At 54.5% G+C, this 22,696-nt stretch carries 19 protein-coding genes; 6 read left to right on the forward strand and 13 right to left on the reverse strand.

The window, feature by feature from the left end:
* Nucleotides 1-21: 21 nt before the first annotated feature.
* Complete coding sequence (locus M891_RS0105265; RefSeq protein ID WP_028538085.1) at nucleotides 22-3,183, reverse strand: DEAD/DEAH box helicase; 3,162 nt, start codon at nucleotides 3,181-3,183, stop codon at nucleotides 22-24.
* Nucleotides 3,184-3,364: 181 nt separating this feature from the next.
* Between M891_RS0105265 and M891_RS0105270 the strand changes: the two genes are divergently transcribed.
* On the forward strand, nucleotides 3,365-4,144 hold the full coding sequence (locus tag M891_RS0105270; RefSeq protein ID WP_028538086.1) for a hypothetical protein: 780 nt from the start codon (nucleotides 3,365-3,367) through the stop codon (nucleotides 4,142-4,144).
* Between the two features lie 360 nt (nucleotides 4,145-4,504).
* Here the strand turns inward: M891_RS0105270 and M891_RS0105280 are convergent, their stop codons facing one another.
* The 3 genes from M891_RS0105280 to M891_RS0105290 are packed head-to-tail and all read right to left on the reverse strand — an operon-like array spanning nucleotide 4,505 to nucleotide 7,913.
* Complete coding sequence (locus M891_RS0105280) at nucleotides 4,505-4,888, reverse strand: RidA family protein (RefSeq protein ID WP_028538088.1); 384 nt, start codon at nucleotides 4,886-4,888, stop codon at nucleotides 4,505-4,507.
* Between the two features lie 40 nt (nucleotides 4,889-4,928).
* Nucleotides 4,929-6,368: an ATP-binding protein gene (locus tag M891_RS0105285; RefSeq protein WP_028538089.1), complete on the reverse strand. Its 1,440-nt coding sequence runs from the start codon at nucleotides 6,366-6,368 to the stop codon at nucleotides 4,929-4,931.
* A gap of 39 nt (nucleotides 6,369-6,407) precedes the next feature.
* On the reverse strand, nucleotides 6,408-7,913 hold the full coding sequence (locus M891_RS0105290; RefSeq protein ID WP_036625635.1) for an HD-GYP domain-containing protein: 1,506 nt from the start codon (nucleotides 7,911-7,913) through the stop codon (nucleotides 6,408-6,410).
* A 440-nt stretch (nucleotides 7,914-8,353) separates the two neighbouring features.
* Between M891_RS0105290 and M891_RS0105295 the strand changes: the two genes are divergently transcribed.
* The 4 genes from M891_RS0105295 (at nucleotide 8,354) to M891_RS0105310 (ending at nucleotide 12,945) form a co-directional block, all read left to right on the forward strand.
* Complete coding sequence (locus M891_RS0105295; protein WP_016313633.1) at nucleotides 8,354-9,262, forward strand: FMN-binding protein; 909 nt, start codon at nucleotides 8,354-8,356, stop codon at nucleotides 9,260-9,262.
* 42 nt (nucleotides 9,263-9,304) lie between these two features.
* Nucleotides 9,305-11,182 (forward strand): NAD(P)/FAD-dependent oxidoreductase, encoded by a 1,878-nt coding sequence (locus M891_RS0105300; RefSeq protein WP_028538090.1) that lies wholly within the window; start codon nucleotides 9,305-9,307, stop codon nucleotides 11,180-11,182.
* Nucleotides 11,183-11,411: 229 nt separating this feature from the next.
* A complete protein-coding gene (locus M891_RS0105305; RefSeq protein ID WP_016313635.1) occupies nucleotides 11,412-11,864 on the forward strand; it encodes a hypothetical protein in 453 nt (150 codons plus the stop codon).
* A gap of 100 nt (nucleotides 11,865-11,964) precedes the next feature.
* Entirely contained in the window at nucleotides 11,965-12,945 is a 981-nt protein-coding gene (locus tag M891_RS0105310) for a polyprenyl synthetase family protein (protein WP_028538091.1), read from the forward strand.
* Nucleotides 12,946-13,036: 91 nt separating this feature from the next.
* On the opposite strand, the gene M891_RS0105315 is transcribed toward M891_RS0105310, so the two are convergent.
* The 9 genes from M891_RS0105315 to M891_RS0105350 all read right to left on the reverse strand — a co-directional run bounded on the left by M891_RS0105315 (nucleotide 13,037) and on the right by M891_RS0105350 (nucleotide 21,843).
* Nucleotides 13,037-13,909: a UbiA-like polyprenyltransferase gene (locus M891_RS0105315; protein ID WP_028538092.1), complete on the reverse strand. Its 873-nt coding sequence runs from the start codon at nucleotides 13,907-13,909 to the stop codon at nucleotides 13,037-13,039.
* A 377-nt stretch (nucleotides 13,910-14,286) separates the two neighbouring features.
* Nucleotides 14,287-14,637, reverse strand: a complete 351-nt coding sequence (locus tag M891_RS25250) for a hypothetical protein (RefSeq protein WP_157268763.1) — start codon at nucleotides 14,635-14,637, stop codon at nucleotides 14,287-14,289.
* Between the two features lie 41 nt (nucleotides 14,638-14,678).
* Nucleotides 14,679-15,962, reverse strand: coding sequence for an aspartate aminotransferase family protein (locus M891_RS0105320; protein ID WP_028538093.1), 1,284 nt, complete (start codon nucleotides 15,960-15,962; stop codon nucleotides 14,679-14,681).
* A 72-nt stretch (nucleotides 15,963-16,034) separates the two neighbouring features.
* Nucleotides 16,035-18,092, reverse strand: a complete 2,058-nt coding sequence (locus tag M891_RS0105325; protein ID WP_028538094.1) for a peptidase U32 family protein — start codon at nucleotides 18,090-18,092, stop codon at nucleotides 16,035-16,037.
* Nucleotides 18,093-18,192: 100 nt separating this feature from the next.
* The gene (locus M891_RS0105330) at nucleotides 18,193-18,993 is read right to left on the reverse strand and encodes an energy-coupling factor transporter transmembrane component T family protein (RefSeq protein ID WP_016313640.1); all 801 of its coding nucleotides are present in this window, start codon (nucleotides 18,991-18,993) and stop codon (nucleotides 18,193-18,195) included.
* Nucleotides 18,983-20,050 (reverse strand): ATP-binding cassette domain-containing protein, encoded by a 1,068-nt coding sequence (locus M891_RS0105335; protein WP_016313641.1) that lies wholly within the window; start codon nucleotides 20,048-20,050, stop codon nucleotides 18,983-18,985. Before M891_RS0105335 ends, M891_RS0105330 begins: the two co-directional genes overlap by 11 nt.
* Complete coding sequence (locus tag M891_RS0105340; protein WP_028538095.1) at nucleotides 20,050-20,871, reverse strand: ATP-binding cassette domain-containing protein; 822 nt, start codon at nucleotides 20,869-20,871, stop codon at nucleotides 20,050-20,052. The genes M891_RS0105335 and M891_RS0105340 overlap by 1 nt, the downstream gene beginning before the upstream one ends.
* Nucleotides 20,872-20,915: 44 nt before the next feature.
* The gene (locus M891_RS0105345; protein ID WP_016313643.1) at nucleotides 20,916-21,470 is read right to left on the reverse strand and encodes a Gx transporter family protein; all 555 of its coding nucleotides are present in this window, start codon (nucleotides 21,468-21,470) and stop codon (nucleotides 20,916-20,918) included.
* Nucleotides 21,457-21,843 (reverse strand): NusG domain II-containing protein, encoded by a 387-nt coding sequence (locus M891_RS0105350; protein ID WP_028538096.1) that lies wholly within the window; start codon nucleotides 21,841-21,843, stop codon nucleotides 21,457-21,459. Before M891_RS0105350 ends, M891_RS0105345 begins: the two co-directional genes overlap by 14 nt.
* Before the next feature lie 533 nt (nucleotides 21,844-22,376).
* Between M891_RS0105350 and M891_RS0105355 the strand changes: the two genes are divergently transcribed.
* Nucleotides 22,377-22,535: a hypothetical protein gene (locus M891_RS0105355; RefSeq protein WP_028538097.1), complete on the forward strand. Its 159-nt coding sequence runs from the start codon at nucleotides 22,377-22,379 to the stop codon at nucleotides 22,533-22,535.
* Nucleotides 22,536-22,696: the final 161 nt, after the last annotated feature.

The raw sequence follows: 22,696 nt of genomic DNA on the forward strand, positions 1-22,696 counted from the left end.
CTCAAGCTTATTATCTACCGCTCAACCAAACGTGCCCTCCGGAGACAGTCCGTTTTCCTGCAACACGATCAGGTTGCGCAGCTCCTCGTCGCTCATTTCGGTCAGCCATTGCTCACCGGAGCCAACGACCTGTTCAGACAGCGTTTTTTTCCGTTCGATTAATTCGTCGATTCGCTCCTCCAGCGTTCCTTGGCAGATCAGCTTATGTACCTCGACGTTCTTTTGCTGCCCAATTCGGAATACCCGGTCCGTTGCCTGGTTCTCCACCGCTGGATTCCACCACCGGTCATAGTGGACCACATGATTCGCTCGGGTCAGGTTAAGGCCGACGCCGCCAGCCTTCAGCGATAACACGAAGATCGGGGAGCCTTCACCCTCCTGAAATGCCCGGACCATCTGATCTCGCTCAGCCTTCGGCACCCCGCCGTGCAGAAAAAACGGCCGCACGCCATACCGCTCCGTCAAACGCTCCTGCAGCAATTCACCCATGCGAACGTATTGCGTAAAAATCAGCGCCGCTTCGCCATTGTCCATGATCATGTCGAGCAACTCGCCAAGCCGTTCCATTTTGCCTGAGCGGCCAAAAGCCGTCGACTCTGTCGCCCGGCTTCCTGCAACCAACTCCGGATGATCACAAATTTGTTTCAACCGGGTCAACGAAGATAACACCAATCCCTTTCGGGCGATCCCGCTCTGGGCGCCGATCTGATTAAGCAATTCCGTCGTCACCGATTGATATAAGCGCGCCTGTTCAACGGTTAAGGAGCAATACGATTTCAGCTCGATCTTCTCTGGCAAGTCCTTGCGGATGTCCGGATCGCTCTTGAGCCGGCGTAGCAGAAACGGCGCAACTAACTTCCGCAGCTTCTGCAGCTCGGCTGCTTGCTGTTCTCCCCCAGCCCCGGAGTAACGCGCCCGAAACGAAGCGTGTGTCCCCAAGTATCCCGGGTTCAGAAATTGAAAAATCGACCACAATTCGCTGAGCCTATTCTCAACGGGAGTCCCCGTCATGGCGATGCGGTGCGGAGCGCTGAGCTTCATCACGCTTTGCGCTTGCTTGGTGCCGTAATTTTTGATGTACTGGGCTTCATCCAGCACCACCGTCGTCCATTCCGCCGAACGCAGCTCCTTCGCATCGCGGCCGGCCAGCTGATACGTCGTTAAAACCACATCGCATGTCCGGTACTCCTGGAGGAAACGCTCCCCGTGATAACGGTCACTCCCGTGATGGACGTACAGCTTGAGCCCCGGAGCAAACCGCGAAAACTCCCGTTGCCAGTTGCCTAACAAGGAGGTCGGACAGATGATCAGACATTTGGTCCCTGCCTGCTGAGCACCGTCCAACAACACCGAGATCACCTGCACCGTTTTTCCTAAACCCATATCGTCGGCCAGCAAGGCGCCAAAACCCAGCTCGCGCATCGTAGCCAGCCACTGGTATCCCCGTTCCTGATAGGGGCGCAGCGTTCCGTTTAGCCCGGATGGAACCGGACGCGGATGAAGTTGCCGAACAGCTCCGCCTGCCATCAGGATCGACAGCATCCCGGCGGTTTCAATGCCAGCGATGTTCACGCCCTCCAATTGGACTTCCTGATCGCCGGAAGCGAGGTGCATCAACTCGCGGAAGGTCAAGGTGCCGTTTTCATGTCGCTTCATGAACTTTAGCACCTGCCGGATCTCCTTCGTATCCACTTCAATCCATTCGCCGCGAAAAAATACGAGCGGCAGCTTCGCCGAAGCCAGCTCCATCAACTCTTCCCGGGTAAGCTCACGCCCTCCAAGCAGTGCCTCCGCTTCAAAAGCGACCAGTTGATCCACTCCCAGCTTAGGTCTCTCCTCGCCTCTGCCCTCCAGCATCCCGCTCGCGAACCCTCGGGTTCGGATCCGAATACTGGCGGAACGCCGTCCCTCTCGGGTCCAGCGGGTTGGCATCTGCACGTTCACGCCTAGCTTGCGCAGCGCCGGCACCGATTTGCTTAAGAACGTGATCAGGTCTTTGGGATCCATAAGCAGATCCTGCGGGCGAGGATGCTCCATCGCAGCGGCGACTTCCCGAGATACCGCGGCGGCTTTGCTCAGTCGCAGCAAGAAGTTCTCCTGGACATTCCGGTACAGAAGGCCGTGAATTTCCATGTCAGGCCCGGGATAACTCCAAATGAGCCCGGCTGGCAGGAGCACGCTTGGATGCTCAGCTCCCTCAGCCCAGAAAGTGAGCCGCCAAACCGCAGTCACCACTTCACCTTCAGCGGATTCGCCATGAGCATCCTGATACGGCTCCAACCGCAGGCAGAGGCGCAAGCTTCCCGTTTCCGGACCGCTGTCCTCGGATTCCTCCGCCCGGGGGCGGCCGCCTCCGGCAGCGGCGATGTCTGCGCTCAGCTGCTCCAGCTCCGTCACACTGCCTTGAATATCCGGCGGTTGTGCACCGGTTAGCAACCCGTTCCACCACAGCTCTGCCAGCGGCGACGACCCCCGGTGATAATCCGCCCGGCTGGCATTCAGTTTCCGACCCAAATCTTGAACCGCCCCGCGCGCTTCGTGATCAATCATTGCCGTTAAAAACGAATGCAGCACCGCCAGCTGCCGATCCTCCAGCGTCCCCTCGTCTTCAGAGGAAGCCCCGGCCCCGGTCTGCACAGCAGCAAGGCAGATCGGCGGCATCGCTCCGGCCAAACGCCGAAACCGCACCTCGTCCTCCGGTGCGGTCAAAAGCGGCCCCCAAGCTGCCCGCATTTGTCCCTGCGATCCGCGGCGGCGTCCGGTGGTTGCCACCGGACGGATGGATGGCGCGATTCGGCCGCGCAGCAGCAGCTCCAGGGCAAACTTGGCCGCCTTGCTCCAATAGCTCATTTCCGCGCCCGGCTTGATTCCCTGCTCCTCCCATACGGATTCGTCCCAATGCAGCAGCAAACGCCAGGCCTCCGGCACAGACAAAGCCAATCCTTCCAGGGATCGGCCGATCAGACTGCGCCGCTCTCCGTTCTTATATGACTTCCGAACGGAAGAGACCGGATACCTGACCTCTGCCAATCGAAGCACGCCATGCTGAAACGGCCGGACCCCCGGCTCCAGCTCCTTACGCCGGAGCACGGCGGTCCAAGCATCCACCTTCGACTCCGATACTTCGCCGGAGAAGCAAAACATTACATCGCCCAGCCATATTCCATAAAGACGTTGATTCATGGTGATCTCCCGTCGGTTACTAATTCTAGCCAAATTCATTACTAACATCTTATACGAAAACGGCGGCATATAAAACCGCCTTCCTCCCTCTCCTGCTGCCTCGCGATCCCCTCCCTTATCATTTGAGAAAAAATGGGCAATATTTCTAGTACCCAAAAAAAGATCAAGGAGGTGCATTCCCATGTTGCGCGGTCGATCCGGTCATTGGTTAAATCTCGCCTCGTTTGCAGCGTTAATGGCGGCAAACCTGGCGGCAGCAGCACTTCCGTTTGGCTTACGCCGGCCCCAGCAGTTTCCCCACGGATTACATGCGCTTCTTACGCCGGCGGGCTATACTTTTACGATCTGGCTGATCATTTATGTCCTGATGTCTGGCTGGGTCCTCTACCCGTTGCTGCGGCCTAACCGCGAGCCCTTTTCAGTGACGCCCATGCCTGTGCGCTTCCTGCTTACCTGCACCCTCTCGATCGTGTGGATCACCTTAGGGGAGCGGCAACCCCTGATATCGACTCTGGTGTTATTTCTGTTGGTATTCGTGGCCGCCTCGATGTACCACAGCACCCGGAATATCCTTCGCCCGTCAGCCACAGAAATTTGGTTCGTACGCCTGCCGTTCAGTTTATATTTTGGATGGATCTGTGTTACAGCGCTTGCTAGCGTGGACGCCCTGCTGCCCCATTCCTCTATATCTGCTGCCACGATATCGGCAACGTCTGTCTCCGCTCCATCCCATCTTGGGCTTACCCTCCTGCTGCTTGCAGTAGGGATCCTCAGCGCCTGCTTTGTTGGCTTCCGTTGGCGGGACGCCATCGTCCCGCTCACCTTCGCGTGGGGGTATGGCGCCCTAGCAGCTGGTCCTCAGCTGCACCAAATTGTCGCTATTGCCTCCAGCGCCGGATCGCTAGCCTTGATAGCGTACGCACTTTGGATCGTCTTTCTGCGCTCTCATGAGCGGGACTAAAGCCCCGCTGCCCTTGTGGGGCCCTTTCACGCCTCCTTTTGCACGATTATCCCTTTCGTTCAGATTTAGAAGTCCTTCAATATTCTCCACTCCCTGTCTGAGGCAACGGGATAATCGTCAGAGGATGCCTTCCAACATAGGGACCCGCTCTCCCACAAAAAATCCACCAAGAGGTGCGGCGTATCCCTTTCATTCAGATTCGAGAGATCTTCTACCTCACTCTGAAGCAACGGGATAATCACGAAAGGAGCGCAGCCGATAGAGTTACCTTTCCCTCCCCGACAAAAAAAGCCGCCGTAAGGCATCGCCTCCGGCAGCTTGGTTGGACTGGCTTCATCCAAGCCTGTCCATGGGGATATTTTACTTCACCGCAATAACTTCGATTTCTACCAGGCCGTCCTTAGGCAGACGCGCCACTTCGACGGCACTGCGCGCGGGATACGGCTCTGCGAAGAACGAACCATAAACTTCGTTCACCTTGGCAAAATCGTTCATGTCCTTCAAAAATACAGTCGTCTTGATGACCTTGTCCAATCCGCTGCCGGCTGCAGCCAATACTGCCTGAACGTTCCGCAGCGCTTGTGCAGCCTGTGCTTCCACGCCTTCAGCAAGCTGACCGGTTTCCGGCACCAATCCCAATTGGCCGGAAGTAAAGATCAAATCTCCCAATTGAATCCCCTGCGAATATGGACCAATGGCACCTGGCGCAGCGGTCGTAGAAATTACTTGTTTCATCTTCATCATCCCATCCTTTCTTCTCCCCATTTTACCGATAACCCCTTCGTCACGGCAACTCAGACTGTACATGAACTTCGCCGGAATGGGATCGAGCGATTTTTAAAGGCAAATAGAAGGAAAAGGTGCTGCCTCGCCCTTCTTGGCTTTCCATACGGAGGTGCCCCCCAAGCAGGCGGGCCAGGTTGCTGCTAATCGATAAGCCCAGACCCGTCCCTCCATATCGGCGACTTATCGAGCCGTCGGCTTGCTGAAACGCCTCGAATACCGCCCCCTGCTTCTCCTCAGCCACGCCGATGCCGGTATCCGAGACGGTAAACACCAGCCATTCCCCTTCGTGTATTCCCTTCGCCGGAGCACGGCGGATGTCTAACTCCACATGTCCCTCATGTGTAAACTTAAACGCATTGGACAATAAATTCCGCAGGATTTGTGCGATCCGCTGTGGATCAGAGATGATGGAATCGGGCAAACCTTGCTCCAGTTGGATCGTAAAGGCAATATTCTTCTGAGCGGCAATTTGCTCGAACTGCAGCTGAATCCATACTGGGATTTCTTCCAATACCACTTCTTCGTCTGTAATCTCCAGCCGACCTGCCTCCACCTTGGACAAATCCAAAATATCATTAATAATCTGAAGCAATTCTTCACCTGATCTGTGAATGATCTGGCCATATTCCGAAATTTCCTCGCTGGCTTCGTCGGATTCGGCGATCATTTCCGCCAAATTAATAATACTGTTGAGCGGCGTACGCAACTCATGCGACATCGTGGCCAAGAACTCCGATTTGTGGCTGGAAGCTTCAGATAACTGCTTCGCCCGATCTTCCAGCCCAATCTTGGCCTTTTGCAGCTCATCGGCCTGCTTGCGGAGCAGCTCGTTTGCGTATTTCAGCTCCAGATTTTGTCTTGCCCCCAACTGAAAGTCACGAAGGATCAGAGCAAAGCCAATACTGAGTACAATACTTAACGAAAGTCCTATCGGCATGATATCCAGCAAATAATGCTTACGGGGCACGACTCCGATGATGGCAAGGTTCAGAGAGTTGACCACATTCACAACAAGTATGGTTACAATCCCCTTAAAGGTAATGCTGTAATTGGTCCGCCGAATCCAGATATTTAGTCCGGCGCACAAAAATCCCAAGACCGTTAAGTTAATAAAGCCGGCCATCGCTGCTTCGCTCAAACCAAACGTCAGACGGGCCAGGCCAATCCCGAAGCCGATGATGATCATCGTTAACGGCTGGGAATAAACAAATGCCGCTATAATTAGCGGCACTGCCCGAAGATCGAATCTGACGTCATCGTGAAGTCGGAAGCCAAACTTGATACATAGCCAGCCCGAGAAAATCATCATTAGAACGGACAAGACGTACAAGCTGCGCGGCGGCATTTTTCGCAAACCATATTTATATAGGATGTTGGTTAAATAAGCGACGGTGATTAACATGCTTAAATTTAGTATAAAGCTAATACCGATCCCCATATCCCCACTCCTGCTCGTAGAACCCGCTTCTCTTCAAGATCAGCTGGACTCTTTTTTTGGGATATCGCTGCGAAAATGCTGCACCAACAGTCCGGCGAAGTAAGGATCCCATTGGGTACCGCGACCCTGCTCCAAAATCTCGATCGCTTTATCTCTCGCTAAGCCTTTTCGATAAGGCCGATCTGAGGTCATGGCGTCAAAGGCGTCGGCTACGGCGATAATCCGCCCGAATAGCGGGATCTCCTCCCCGGCTAACCCGTCCGGATAACCTTTTCCATCATAACGCTCATGATGCGACCGAACCCCTGGCAAATAAGGAGCCATCGCATCCGCAGGCTCGACCTGCTTTAAGATCGCTTCCCCAAGCACGGGGTGCTGCTTGACCTGCTCCCATTCCTCGTCGGTTAATCGGCCATCCTTCAGCAGAATCGCATCGCGAATGCCGATTTTCCCGATATCATGGAGCAACGCTGACTTGCGCAGCTCATCAATGCGATCTTCAGGCAACTCGGCCAACTCCCCGATTTTGACGGCGTATTCGGCTACTCGAAGAGAGTGTCCCGCTGTATACGGATCGCGGGCGTCCAGCGCCGCTGCCAGCGTCGCGAAGTAGCTGTCTACCAGTTGGCTATTTCGAGCCGCCTGAGTTTGCAGCCCGCGCAGCATATGATTAAATCCCGTGATCAGACGGGAAAATTCATCCGAAAACATATCACTGGCCGCTGTACGAATGCTGCCGGTTTTTACCTCGGCCATCCGCTCGTACAAATGCTGAATCGGCAGCATGATCTCACGGGCCAACAGCCGGGAGCCAATCATTGCGAATAGAATACTCACGGCCAAGACATAGCCGGCCCACTGCCAGTAGGCATAGGCTCCATGGTCAAGGTCCTCCAACCGGAACTGCATAGATAAGCTGTATAGCAGCAAAGGAGCCATACACATCAAGAAAAAGCTCCATATTAATTTTCGAGATACCGGGACGATAACCCTGCCGTTCAGCGATAAATCTTTGCCAAACATTCTGCGGCTCCAGGAAATTAACTCCTGCAGGACAGGACGAATCGCATAGGAAGTTAAATAATATTCGACCAATGCATGCATGCTGCTGACCAGAATGCCGCTCAAGGCAGCCAGCAACACATAGTAAGGCGGAATTGACAGGTGACCAGCCCGGATTAACCCAAGCGATAAGGCCACAGCCGGAACAACCAAGCCAAACAAATGAGGTCCTAGAATCCGCTTGACGGCAAGCGATGGCAAACGATGGGTACGGATATACACATTTTGAAGCGTTTGATAGCTCCCCACTTCCTCCATGAACACGCTGCGGATCGGCTTGATTTGCCGGCTGAACACCAGCCATTCCAGCCCCAGCATACAGCACAGCGACAAGATCAGAATCCGGATCAGCCAGGCATAGTCCGAAGGGGATATATCCAGCGGTGCAGCCGCAATCAGGCTCGCGACCGCGGTGACCGCAAGCAAGAGTCCCGCTGTGTAGTTAAGCAGTAAGCGCGAAATAAATGTCCTGTAAACCGTCAAAGAAGATGCCTTCCTTCCGTCTCGCGTATTTCCGGGCATGCCCGCTTCTATTTATATCGGTAGAAGTCATGCCGATTTTCATAAAACGTTTGGAACTTTTTGTTTATATGCCCTCTTTTCGGTACGGGAAATTCGTTCCTCCCAGGCCATCTCATCTTTTAAAAATATATATTTTAAAAATTGGGCAATTCTTTGAACGCGGTATTCCCTTACGTAGTGCTGGTTTCGCCGTTTGGAGCAGTTGTTTTAGATCACACTCCATGTGATAAATTTCACATTAAGCCCTATTTTTATATGCTAAAATGCCTTCGAACAAAGGTTTCGGGACTCCCGAACCCCTTATCAGATCAGCCTTTTTCAAGGGTCCCCCACCTGATATTCGTTATTAAAATGTCTTCACATTTTAATATATATATTTTCATTCACTGGAGGTCTCAATCATGAAAAAAGCTTCAATTATCCTGAGCAGTGCACTGTTGTTAGGTCTATTGGCCGGCTGTGGATCGGACAATGAGGCGAACAGCACAAACTCTGCGCAACCTGCAAACAACACTTCTGCTGCAAACGAAACCAATGCAGGAGCAAATAACGCAGCTGCAGAGCAAGGGAAATACCAAGACGGCGTATACTTCGCCCAAGGTGAAGTGGATGCAAATTCCGGATGGCAATCCTACGTAACCCTGACGGTATCCGGAGGCAAAATCACAGAAGCCAAATGGAATGCGCTGAGCGAAAAAGCTCCCGTCGACAAAGTGACCTATTCCAAAGAAGGCAAGTACGGCATGAAAGCCGGCGGCGCTTCCTCCGAATGGCACGAACAAGCCGAGAAGGTTGAGCAATACCTGATCGAAAAGCAAGATCCTAAAGCGATCACTTTGGGAGATGACGGCAAAACGGATGCCATCGCAGGTGTGTCCGTCCATGTAAGTGAATTTTTTAACTTGGCTGATCAAGCGCTGAATGCCGGTCCAGTTGAGGTTGGTCCTTACAAAGACGGCACTTACCATGCAGAAGGAGCTTCCTTCGACGAGCATTCTGGTTGGAAAGATACCGTTGACGTTGTCGTCGCTGCCGGCAAGATCGTCAAAGTGAACTTCAGCGGTGTGAACGACAAAGGCGAAGACAAGAAGCAATACTCGATTGACGGCAAATATGGAATGAAAGCCGGCGGTGCTCAAGCCGAATGGCATGAAGAAGTAGCGAAAGCGGAAGCTTACCTGATCGAAAAACAAGATCCAGCTGCCGTGACATTTAACGATGAGGGCAAAACGGACGCGATCGCTGGGGCAACGATTACGCTGCAACCGCATTTCGAGCTCGTGAGCCAAGCACTTGAGCAAGCGAAATAAACCCATATTCCCACCCCACCCTAAAATGAGAAGGTGAATCTCTTGAAGAAAATTGTAGTTTTGGGCGGCGGTTATGGCGGTGTAGTCACTTCCAAGCATCTGGCCAAACTGTTCAAAAAAGACAAAGATGTGGAGATCCAACTGATTGACCGCAATCCTTATCATACGTTGCTGACGGAGCTGCACGAGGTTGCAGCAAACCGGGCGCCAGAGGATTCTGTCAAGATTGAATTGAAGAAGATTTTTGCCGGGCAAAAAGTGGATGTCGTGCTCGATTCCATCGATGCCATTGATTTTAACGCCAATGAGCTTCGGTCCAAACGAGAGACTTATAAATACGATTACCTCGTCATCGGTACCGGCTGTAAACCAACCTTCTTTGGGATCCCGGGGGCTGAGGAGCACGCCTTGACCCTGTGGTCTTATGAAGACGCTGTGCGTCTGAAAGAGCAAGTACGTCGCAAGTTCAGCGAAGCGGCGAAGGTAAGCAATCCGGCAAAACGCCGTAAAATGCTGTCCTTTGTCGTTGTCGGCGCCGGCTTTACCGGCGTGGAACTGGTTGGCGAATTGGCTGAATTCCGCGATGAACTGTGCAAAGAGTTCTATATCGATCCGAGCGAGGTTCGTCTGGTCGTAGCCGATATGGCTCCGAAAATCCTGCCGATCCTGCCGGATAAATTGATCGAAAAAGCGGCGAAACGTCTGCACAAAATGAACGTAGAGATCATTACAAGCGCCAAAATCACCGGCGTTACCCCAACCAGCGTACAGCTCGGCGAAGGGAAAGAGCTCGAAGCGGATACGATCGTGTGGACTGCCGGGGTTGAAGGCTCTGAGCTCGTCGGCAAGCTCGATGTGAAGCAAGAAGGCCGCAAGCGGATCGTCACTAATGACAAGTTGCAAAGCGTCGATCACGAGAACGTTTATATTGTTGGCGACAACATCTTCTTCATCCCGGAAGGCGAAACCCGTCCGGTACCGCAGATGGTTGAGAACGCCGAACAAGCGGGTCCGCTCATCGCTCATAACATTTATGCGGATGTTCACGGCAAACCGAAGAAGTCCTATAAACCGGGCTTCCACGGAACAATGGTCTGCATCGGCAGCCGCTACGGCGTAGCGAATGTCGGATTGCCAAACAAAATGTTCATGATGAGCGGCTTCATGGCCATGTTCTGCAAGCACTTAATCAATATGTATTACCTGTTCACCGTGTCTGGTTTTGCGAAAGTATGGACTTATATGATGCATGAATTCTTCCACGTGAACAATCGCAGAAGCTTCGTTGGCGGTCACTTTGCGAAGCGTTCGCCGAACTTCTGGCTCCTGCCTCTGCGGATTTTCGTGGGCTACAAGTGGCTGGAAGAAGGTCTTGATAAGCTTCCGAAGGTTTGGAAAGACCCTTCGAACATCTTCCTTATCCCTGCTTCTCCGAAAGCTGACGTTGTGTCAGCAGCCAGTGAAGCAGCTAGTGAAGTGACAAAGACCGTCGATGCTCAAGCGGCAGCTTCAGCCGTAGAAAGCGCCTCGACCGCGGTTACGGCTTTGCCGGTACCTGGATTTATCAAGAGCATCGTCAGCTGGTTTATGGATGTCTTCTTCTACACCTCGGATGGCGGATATACCGCTCTAGCAACTGTGTTCCAGTTCTTTATGGTGTTTGCGGAAATCGCCCTTGGCATCATGATCATCGTTGGCCTGTTCACCGCTGTCGCTTCGGCAGCCACCGTCGCTCTCGGCGTCATGATCTGGTCTTCCAGCATGGCCTCCACGGAAATGCTGTGGTACATGACCGCAGGCGTCGCATTGATCGGCGGATCGGGCAGCACATTTGGCCTGGATTACTATGTACTTCCTTGGCTCAAGAAACAATGGAAACGAATCCCGTTCGTACGAAGATGGTACCTATACACGGAATAATCGCAGCTCTTTATGCAACTTTGAACTGGAGTAATGTGCGCCCTCAAGCGTACATTACTCTCATTTTTATCCTTTTGCCGACATCGGTGTGAGGATCCCCTGCAAGCCTGCCTGCATTTAGGCGAAGGTTCAAAAAAGTCAGGATTCAGCACCGGATACGCTGCCTATTGTTGGTTCGTAATCAACTGATGACTTTTTTGAACTACCTCTTTAAGGAGTGTGTGTCCTTATGAATCCGAAGCTTATCGAAGACGCTTATCGCTTATTGCAGGGCGAATTATCGCCCGAAACCGGCATTATTGTAGATTTACCCTATCCTGAAGCGGCACCCCTGGCTACCTTGCTGGAGCAATACGACATGCCGCAGGTACGCCAATGCCGTCTGTTATCCATTTACATCGCAATCAAGCTTGCCCTTCAACGCCATAGTGAATGCAGCTCCCTCGCCCCCGGCGAGACGTTAACCCGCAAAGTGTTGGATGGCGACTATCTATACAGCTTTTACGTCGAGCTTTGCCTGAAGTGGGAAGAATTCAATCTGCTTGGGCATCTCGCTCCGATCATCAAACAACTCCAAATCAAACGCGCCCAAGGTCATCCGGAAGACGAGCGCTTGCTCAAAGCCTGGGAACGGTTCCTGCAGCTGGACAACAACCGCAGCACCGCCAGCCAGGCGATGTAGACGGCCGTGGACGGAGAATGCCTGTGAGATTTCGGATGCCCTGCAAAATACTCGGCACCGGTGTCCATGACTGCCAGCCCAAGTTTAGGAGGGAAGCGACATGAAGCTTGAGGAAACACTGAACATCCCCTTAAAAACTGTCGATCGGGAAATTGAGAACATGGTCAAATATGATCGCGACGTCCCTCGTTCCTCCCAATTGGCCAAAGCTATCATCGAATTGATTCGTTCTGGCGGCAAACGAATTCGCCCCTTGATGGTGATCGTCGGCAGCCGCTTCGGCCCTGATCCCGATGAGAAGAAGGTCTGGCGGCTCGCCGCTGCCGCAGAATTCATCCACGCCGCTTCACTGATTCATGACGATATTATCGATGATTCCCCCATGCGGCGCGGCCAGAAAGCGATGCATATCAAGCTGGGCGTGAGCGGTGCACTGCATGTAGGCAATTATATGTCAGCGAGGGTCATCGAGCTGATCTCCGTCTATTCGGCGGAACAAGAGAAATTCGTGTACGACCTCTCCTCTCTAGCCACAACCAAGCTATGTCTCGGAGAATATCAGCAGCTTGCTCACTTGTTCGACTATGACGTGACGATCGACGAATACTTGGAGAAATCGAAAAATAAAACCGCACAACTGATGGCCACTTGCCTGCAAATCGGCGCCAAGGCCGCCGGAGCGGATACGGAAACGGCCGAGCTGCTGTATCGCTTTGGTGAAAAGCTGGGCATGTCGTTCCAAATCCGCGACGACGTGCTCGATTTCACCCAATCGGCGGAGAAGCTAGGCAAGCCGGCGGGCAGCGACCTGCGCAGCGGCCAAGTGACCTTGCCCGTCCTGTTCGCGTTGCAGGACGAAACCCTTGCCCCGGCGATCCGGGCTATCTCGGCAGACAGCCCTGCTGAAGAAGTGGACGCCGTCGTCGCGGCGATTCAAGCCAGCGGCGCGCTGGAGCAAACCGAAGCGCTCAGCCGCCAATATCTTGCTGAAGCGCAGGATATTATTCACCGGCTCAGCCATTACCCGGCGCACCGGGATCTGCAAGCGCTGCTGGAGTATTTCAGCGGGCGGGAGAAATAAAAATAAGCACGAACCTCAAGGTAGCTTATCCCTTATGGTTCGTGCTTTTTTGTGTATTAAAACGTCTGTTGCTCTGTAATCAGCGACCATTTCACAGAAGGAAGTAATCCCCTAGCGTAAAGAACAGAATCACCATGCTGATGACCTGGTTCAAATTGTACGAGGCCACATTCATCCGTTTCCAGTTCGACGGCTTAATGATTTTGTGCTCCGTCATTAGCAGCAGGATCGCGATGATAATCCCTGTAATATAAAGCCAGCTCAGGTGGCGAATCGGGATTAAAGCAATCAGCAGCAGCACCATAATCGCGTGCAGGCCGGCTGCGATCCGCAGACCGTTCTTGAGCCCAAACGCGCTAGGGATCGACCAGAGTCCGTGATTGCGGTCAAACTCAATATCCTGCGAGCCGTAGATAATATCGAAGCCGGCAATCCACAGCATCACTACAGTGCCGAGGACAAACGGCGTAAAGGCAAATTGGCCGGTAACCGCAAACCAGGCGCCGATGGGGGCCGAAGCGATCGTAAAGCCCAGGTACAGATGGCTCAGGTACGTAAACCGTTTGGTATAAGAATAGGAAGAGATCAGGAAAATGGCCACCGGCGACAAGATCAAGCACAAAGGATTTAACATGCTTGCAGCAAAAATAAAGATCGCATAGTTCACCACAACGAACACCAGCACCTCCTTGGCGTCGAGTAGCTTTTGCGGCAGGTGACGATGCGCGGTGCGTGGATTTTGCGCGTCAAAAACGCGGTCGACGACGCGGTTAAAGGCATTCGCCCCGTTTCGGGCGCCGATCAAGGCGATCAATCCCCACAGCATCACGCGCCATGAAGGGAACCCCTCTGCCGCCCAAATCATCGAGATGATCGCAAAGGGCAGCGAAAACAACGTGTGCGAAAACATCACCAATTCGCTGTACAGCCGGATTTTGGTGCCGATTTTGCGGGCTATTTCCATCGATAGTCACTCTCCTCATCGTAAAAAACACGTAGCGTCACGTGGACCGTTCATATAAGTGCCCCGGCCCGCTAGCGGGTTCAGGACGTCGGGCATACCCCGACGCAGCGGGACAGCACGTGCAGCTAGAGGACCACAAGCCTCGCCGGACAGCATGCTACTCCCAGTGCACGTTTCTGGCGGCGCGACAGGCGGTCAGGCCACGTCTCCCCTCTTTCGCAAGACGTCTCCTCACTCGGCAGACGTCCCTCCCATGGCTGACCGTCTCTCACTCGGCAGACGTCCCTCCCATGGCTGACCGTCTCATTAACGTTAAAAAGTACCTTTATTTTCGGCCCATCGGCCTGTTTCCAGCAAAATAACGGTAAAAAGTACTCTTATTTTCCGCATATTCCGCCAAAACGGCCGCCAATCGTAAAATTAGCGGTATCATTTACCGCTAATTCACGTAAATCGCCGGCACACCGAAAAATAACGGTCAATTTTACCGTTATTGACCAGGGGTCCGGCGTCACCATGGGCGGCCCTTGCGTGCGCGAGTGCCCGTTGGGCCCCTCACGCAGCAAAGCTGGGACGCCGGCGAGCGCTGGGACCCCTGGCCGACGCCGGAAGTGCCGGCAGGCGCTGAGGTGCCTGCCGGCGCTGGGGGCGCCTGTGGCTGCGCGGCGCGTCTGACGCTTAGGCAGCGGCATGCTATGCAAGCGGCGCCCCTGTCGTTTAGGCGGCACACCCACTACTGCCGCCTAACGCATCTGCTGGCGGAGCTGGGTTACACCAGCTCCGCCAGCGAAGCCTCCAGCGCGTCCAGCATGCCGCGCACGTCGGCCTCGTCGATGACCAGCGGCGGTTGGAAGGCCAGAACGTTGCGGTTCACGCCGTTCTTGCCGATGATATAGCCGCGGTCCAGCATCGCTTCCAGCACGTCGTCGGTGAGCTTCGCGCCGCGGGCGGGCTCCTCGGCGCACAGCTCTGCGCCGAGCATCAGCCCTGCGCCGCGCACGTCGGAGACGTGCTGTGGGAACCGCGCGGCGAGGCGCAGGAGGCCGCCGCGCAGCAGCTCACCGAGGCGCTCGGCCCGCTCCGGCAGGCGATGCGCCTCGATGTAGTCCAGGACCGCGAGCGCGGTCACGGACGAGACCGGGTTGCCGCCGAATGTGGAGGCGGATGGCCGGTTCAGGCTGGAAGCGATCTCGTCCGTGGTGGCGAAGCCCGCCACCGGAATGCCGCTGCCCAGCGCCTTGGCCATCGTCAGGATGTCCGGCGTGACGCCGTAACGGTCCATAGCGAACATACGGCCCGTTCGGCCGAAGCCGGTCTGAATCTCATCGGCGATGAGCAGCACGCCGTGCTGCTCCAGCAGCCGCTTCGCTTCAGCGAAATACCAGTCCGCCGGCGCGACGATGCCGGCGTTCCCCTGGATCGGCTCGGCGATCATTGCCGCGATCTCGCCGCCCTTCTCCGCCAGCGCAGCCTCCAGCGCGGCGATGGAACGGCGTGCCGCCTCATCGGCGCTGAGCCCGCGCTCATACGGCCGGGGGATAAACGTGACATCCGTGTCATGCGCCAGCTGTGGATCCGTCCGCCACATCGCCAGCCCGGTCACACTCATCGTCAAATACGTCCGGCCGTGGAGCCCTTGCTCCAGCGCCAGGAAGCCCCGCCGCCCCGTATGCATGCGAGCCAGCAGCAAGGCGCCTTCATTCGCCTCCGAGCCGCTGTTCACGAAGAAGGTGCGGCGCAGGTTCCCCGGCAGCACGTCCGCCAGCCGCTCCGCCAAATCCACATTCGGCTGCGTCAAATAGATCGTGGACGTGTGTTGCAGCATCCGCAGCTGCTCGGCCGTCCGTTCCGCAATCTCTGGATTGCAGTGCCCGCTGGCCACAACGGAGACGCCGGCAAAAAAGTCCGTATACCGCTTCCCGTCATGACCGTACAAATACTGCATTTCCCCTTTCACCAACTGCGGCGGATTTCGATAGAAATGGATGGTGCAAGGATAAAAATATTGCTGCCGTTTCTTGATCACTTCGTCCGGTCCGATGTAATTTGACATGTTCTTTCGCTTCCTTTCCCCCAATTAGGCTTGCACTCTTGCACTCTTGCACTCCTGCTCTTGCTCCCGCTCCTACTTCACACCTACAGCCACTTCAGCCCGTACTTCCACGCCCTCTTCCTTGACAGAGCCTTCGGGAGTCGAGGCTGCCTCCGCTCCGGCACCCGCTGCCCCGCTCGCTCTGCCGCCGTCAAACTGCAACGCGCCCAGCGTATAGCCGGCATAAACCGGCTTCATCGCGGCAAACAACGACCCGGCCGCTGCAGGATCCGCCAGCGCCGCCTTATAGGTGCGCACGATTTCGGCCAGCTGTTCTGGGCGGTAGGTTGCCCCTTCGATGCGGAAGACAGAGAGTCCCGCCGCAAGCAACTCCTTCACCGCGGGCAACAAACAGAGTTCTTTCGCCAACATCAGATGGTTGCGGCCATGCACATCCCGGTAAACCGGATTTTCGCCTTTATCGGTTTTTAGCACGAGAATGCTGTTATCCACGAAGTGATTGTCTTCCTCGCCAATGGCTTGGAACACTTCGGCGTTTTCGTATAAGTCATGCTCCATGTACATGATCGCCGGTGTGCCGTGAACGATGGCCTCCAGCGGGCCTGGGGCATGCGCCAGCAGCGCGGCCAGCTCCTTCAGCGGCAGCTCCATCGAGGCCGTAAGCCGGCTGACGCCCTGCTCCCGGTAAAACTCAGCCGCGAGCTGATTGTAGACGTTCAGATTGAAATCCCCAACCAGCGGGTACCCTTTATCGGCAAATTTCCGAATTGCGCCCAGATTTGTCACCATCACGCCGTCAATCGGCAACCGTTCGCCCGACAACAATCCGTCATACATTTCAAAATGCAGTTCCGTCATCATCCGCGGCAGGCTCAGATAAAGCTTCGCATTCCCTTTGACTGCCGCCAGTTCCTTCACATCCTGCTTCGTAAATGGACGATCCGGCTCAAAAACGTCGCCGGAGAGATAAAGATGGTCAGCTCCCGCTTCCAGCGCAGCCTTGGCCTGAGCCACGTTATTCACGTGCACGGAGACGCCAGGAGCCGCGTGAATCTCCTGCACCGTTCCCTTCTCTTGTCCCACCGCCGCCAGTGTCTCGCGAATCACAGCAACCCGTTTGTCACTGAGCTCCCGTTCCTCCGTTGGCGTACTAAACACTTTACCTGTGCTATAGAACTTCCCTGTTCCTTCGTAACGCCGGTTGATGTTGGACAATCCCGGTCGGCCAAACGCATAGGCTGTTGAAAAATCCCGCTTGCGATGATCATAAAGCAGCTTGGTATCCCGGTTGCGTTCAAAGCCTACCGGATCGTTAATATAACGGTCAATCGCGTCGCCATACGCCTTCACCAGCATCACCACGAAGGCGGCATCCCGCATGCGGCCTTCGATTTTGAAGGAAGTGATCCCGCCATGAATCAGCTCTGGGATATGCTCGTACATGAACATGTCTTTAACCGCCAACGGGTATTCCGCCGGATAGACGTTGCCGTCTTTTTTTACACGATAATCCCAGCGGCACGGCTTCAGGCATTTGCCCCGGTTACTGCTCATCCCGAATACCGCCGAACTGAAGTAACAGTTCGCCCCATGCACCGAGCACATATCCCCATGCACAAAGTACTCCAGCTCCATACCGGTCGCTTGTTGAAGATAGCGAGTTGTCATAAGGTCCATTTCCCGCGAAGTGACGACGCGAGTCACCCCAAGCTCCTGTAAAGCGCGGACCATCTCCACGTTGTGCACGTTCATCATGACGGAGGAGTGCACATTTAACTTCAAATTCATCTCCCGGATCAGCTTCAGCACCGCAAAATCCTGGACAATGATCGCATCCGGTCCCGCCGATTCCAGGAAACGCAAATAGGCCCGCGCCTCCTCCAGCTCGCCTTCATTCAGCAAATTGTTGACGGTGACGTAGGCTTTTTTGCCAAGTCCATGCGCAATCTGGACAGCTTCCGTAATTTCCTCCAGGCTAAAATTAAATCCTTTGCGCATCAGGCGCATATTCAGGTTAGGCCCTCCGAAATACACCGCATCACAATTCTCAACAATGACTTGTTTGAAAATCTCGAACGTCCCCGTAGGCGCCAGCAGCTCCACTTCTTTTCCATTAAAAAAACGTGCCACAGCCGTTTCCCCCTCACATGATTTTGATGTCCAACCTATCAACCTATCCCATCCAACTCTATCTACATGAATGACTCACGGACAGTCTTGCATTGGTAGTTCAAATCAACCGATAGACCACAACCGCTGCAGCCAGAACCACATAGGACAAGACAAACCAAGTGTCCCGACTTCTCCAGACCAACAAGTGGTATTCCGAACGCGGTGCGCCTAACGTGTAGCCCCGGGACTCCATGGACAATACAAGCTCTTCCGCCCGGCGGAAGGCGCTGACGGTCACCGGCACAAGAAGCGAGACCAGCATGCGCCCCTTCTCCTTCCATGGCAGCTCCTTCAGGTCCGCACCGCGCGACGCCTGCGCTTTAAGAATCTTGTGCGTTTCCTCCAAAATCGTGGGGATAAAGCGCAGCGCAATGCTCATCATCAGCGTCAATCGCTCAGGCGAGAGGCCAAGGCGTTTGAGCGGCTTCAGCACCCCGCTCAATCCTTGATTCAACACCCCTGGCGTTGTCGTAAACGTCAGGATCGCCGTGAATGATACTAGCAGCCCCATCCGGGAGGCCGCGATGAATCCGCTGCTGACACCGCCGCTGTACAGGGTCCAGGAGCCGATCGACCAAAGCGCTTCCCCCGACTCTACCGTGAAGCACTGAACGATGAAGATGAACACCATCAGCACCCACAGCGGTTTGGCCGCCTTCAAATAATATTTCAGCGGGATCTTGGTCGACAGCATATAGCCCACCGAGAACACCGCGGCCACCGCCAAAGCAGGCCAAGAGCCAACGGCTACGATCGCGATCAAGTACAACATCATCCCGGTCAACTTGGCCCGGGGATCCACTGCATGCACCCAAGAGCCGGTATCAATACTGCGTCCGAACAGTAGCTTATTTCGCATGTCCGTTGCCTCCTTCCCCTGAAACGCCGGAAAGGATCGGCTTGAGCCGCCCGGCCGGAACGGGCTGATCCACGGACAACGAGGCCGGTACGGGAAGCTCCTCCAACACATGGCCTTCCACCAACGCACCCGCTGACGCCCCCCGTTCTTCCGATCGCCCGACAAGCTCAGGCTGCTCCTCTGACCGATCCGCTCCAGACTCATCGCTCAACAACCGAGCCAACCGCTCGGCCAATGCCTCCGCCGTCAAACACGGCGGCTCCCCCGTCAGACCGAACAGGGCTGCCGCTTGATTCCAATAACGGATACACGCGGGGATTGCCAGTCCTTCGGATTCCAGCCGTGGGGCCTCTCGGACCAACTCTGCCGCACTGCCTTGGAACGATTTCCGACCGTCTTTCATCACGATCCATTGCTCTGCGTACGGAAGGATTTCCTCCATCCGGTGCGTCACCACAATCACCGTCTTCCCCTGTTCACGGTGCAGCCGCGCGAGCATTTCTGCCAATTCAACACGGCTCTGCGGATCTAGCGTCGCTGTCGGCTCATCCAGCGCGATCACGTCCGGCTCCATCGCCAGCACTGAGGCAATCGCTACTTTGCGCATCTGCCCCCCGCTCAAGCGAAGCGGATTGCGGCTGAGGAAGGTGTCGTCCAGCCCGACCAGGGCCAGCGCGCGGCGGGCTCGCGCCTTGGCTTCGTCTAAGGAGCAGCCAAAATTCAGCGGACCAAAGCAAAGGTCCTTCTCCACCGTGTCTTCGAACAACTGCTGCTCCGGGAACTGGAAGACGAGCCCCACCCGCCTCCGCAGCTCGCGCAGCGGCGGTGCCTTGCCGCCAGCTTCCATCGTTACATCCAGAACGTGCACCTTCCCGCCCGTCGGCTTCAAAATGCCGTTCAAATGCTGCATCAACGTCGATTTGCCCGAGCCGGAAGCCCCGGCAATCCCGGCAAATACGCCGTCCGCCAGGTAGAGGTCGACCTCCTGCAACGCATGGTGCCGCCATAGGCTGCGCTCATCATAAGCGAAGCTGACTTGCTCGAACTGTATCGCCATTAAAGATTCGCCTCCTCTTCACCAACTGGTTCAAAGCCCGCAGGAAGCGTCACGCCTCGCCGCCTCAGCTCCTGTTGCAGCCGAATCCGATAAGGAGCGATCAGCCGGCAATTTACCAGCAGGGCTTCATCCCCAAACAGCTCGCCTGGCTCCAGGTCAGCAGCGACCGTTCCGTCCCCCAGCACGATCGCCCGATCCGAAGCCATAATCTCGTCGGCGTCATGCGTAATCGAGACCATCGTGTAACGTCCGCTCTGCTTCATGTCCCGCAGGATGGCAAGCAGCTCGCCCCGGGCCTTCTCGTCCAACATCGAGGAGGCCTCATCAAAGATGACGATGTCCGGCTCCATCGCCAAGATGGAAGCGACGGCCACCCGCTGTTTTTGTCCTCCCGACAACTCCGAGGGATGCTTGGACAGCAGATGGCCGATGTGCAGTTTATCCGCATATTCCTTTACGCGCCCTACCATAACTTCTCGCGGTAGATTACGCCCCTCTAAGCCAAAGGCAATGTCCTCTTCGACCGTGGCGCCGATAAATTGGTTGTCCGGGTTTTGAAACACCATTCCGATGCGTGGACGCAGCGAAGTCAACGTATCCCGATCCAGCTTCGTTCCCTGCACATATATCGCGCCGCGGTTAGCCACCAACAAACCGCCCAGCAGCTTTGCCAGCGTGGATTTGCCGCAGCCGTTCGGCCCCACCAACGACACCCAGCTGCCCGAAGGGATGCTAAGCGTAACATCATGAAGCACAGGATGCTCCGGGTGATAGGCGAAGGAAACCTCCGTCAGCTCATATGCGAATCCGGTTTCTCCCATTTCTCTCTCCCCTTAAGGTGTACGTCATGTGAAGCCCCTCCGGCTTATGCCGTTTCCGCTAAAAAACCTTCAAACAAAGACAGCTTCGACAACGACGGAATCAAATATCTCACGGCAATCCCAACGGCGATCCCGGTCAGAACTCCCATGATGAGCAACATCGGTAAATAGTAGAAAATTTTCGTCGTACTAAAATACAGAGCAGCGGCGGTCAATTGCCCGATATTATGGGCAATCCCCCCAACGATGCTAATCCCGATAACGCTTAGCCGTCTGCGCCCAACCAGTAGCAGAAACCACATCGCCGCAAAGCTGAACAACGCCCCCATAATACTGAACAGAAAGCTGGAAAAGGTCCCGAAAATAAACGCCGTGAGCAGCGTCTTTAACAGCACCATCATGAAGGCGTCCCGGGCCCTGAGAAAATAAAGGCAAGTCAGCACCATAATATTCGCCAGCCCAAGCTTCGCCCCAGGCACGCTCATGTTCACGGGAATCAGAGACTCTACCAAGCTGAGAACGACCGCCACTGCCGCGAATATCGCGACGATCACCGTTCTTTTTAACATCAGGCTTGATGACTCATTAAAGGATTGCATCAACTTCGTCGCCCCCTTCTGTAGCTACCACTTCAACCATCAACTTATGTGGCAGGCAAACAATCGTCCCGCCGTTCCGGTCAATAAATCCGAAGGTCAGGCACACTTTATCCGGGCAGTCAGCGTCGATCATTTCAATCCCGTAGTCATGTACCTTCAAAATGTTGTAGCCATACTCCGTTTTAATGTCCACCGTCTGTTCTTCTCCGGTCAACTGCACCGTCTTATACAGCTTCCCATCCACTGTGATTCTCACAACCCGATTCTCATTATTGTGATTGTTTTCACTTGAATCGCCAAACCATCTCGGAACCAAGAAGGCCAAAGCAATCACGACGATGGCTCCGATCAACAGGATATCTCCGCGTTTCATGGCTAACTCCCTTATTTTTTGATTATATAAATCTTAGATGACCTCATTATACATGGTGCCTTCCCTCCTCTAGTGTGACAAATATCTCACGTTTTTCGGTTTTCCCCGGGTTTCACAAAATCATCACTTTAAAAAGCCCTCTAAATATATGTATTGCTTTTTTTTATTGATTCAAGTATAATAATAAATTAGTTGTTATAACCACGTTGCAGTTCCTCAGAAGATTATAACTCTCCTTATACCGTTCGGTATGAAATTCCTTATTTGAATGACCCAATCAAAGTAAGAATTTGGACGTTTTTCTGATTCACACTGGCGCGGTCATCGGAGCCGCAAGGACAAATGAGAGGTAGGGCATTTGTTGTTTTAGAAACAGGCAGTTTGTTGTAGTCGGAGCAGGGACAATAAGGCCGGTCTTCACGTGTATATGAAGGCTTGGATAACAATACGAAGCAGGCATTGGCGCGCATAGCCGGTGCCTGTTTTGCTTAGAATAAGGCTGTCTTTCCAAACAATCCAAAGGGGTGTATGAAATGCGCGAAGGTTTGATTCCTACCGTTCTTGGAGCTGTAGTATCCGCTTCGGCCGCAACACTGCTTGGAAGCAAGTATAAGCTTGCCGCTACCGGTGCGCTTGGTTTTGGTTTGGCCCATATTGTGTTGGGTACCATCGACTTGATTGAACACCGTTAGCCATCCGTTTGGGAGACGGGCGACCCGGAAGCTACAGCTTCCGGGTATTCAGCATGGAGCACACCGTCATTTCCTTGGCGGTGTTTTTCTATCAACGTACATATTCCCATCCTTTCCAGCAAACACTTCCATTGAGACGATTTAAAGAGAAAGAGGATTGG

Origin of the sequence: Paenibacillus sp. J14, assembly GCF_000518465.1 — a bacterium.
Lineage (GTDB): Bacteria > Bacillota > Bacilli > Paenibacillales > Paenibacillaceae > Fontibacillus > Fontibacillus barengoltzii.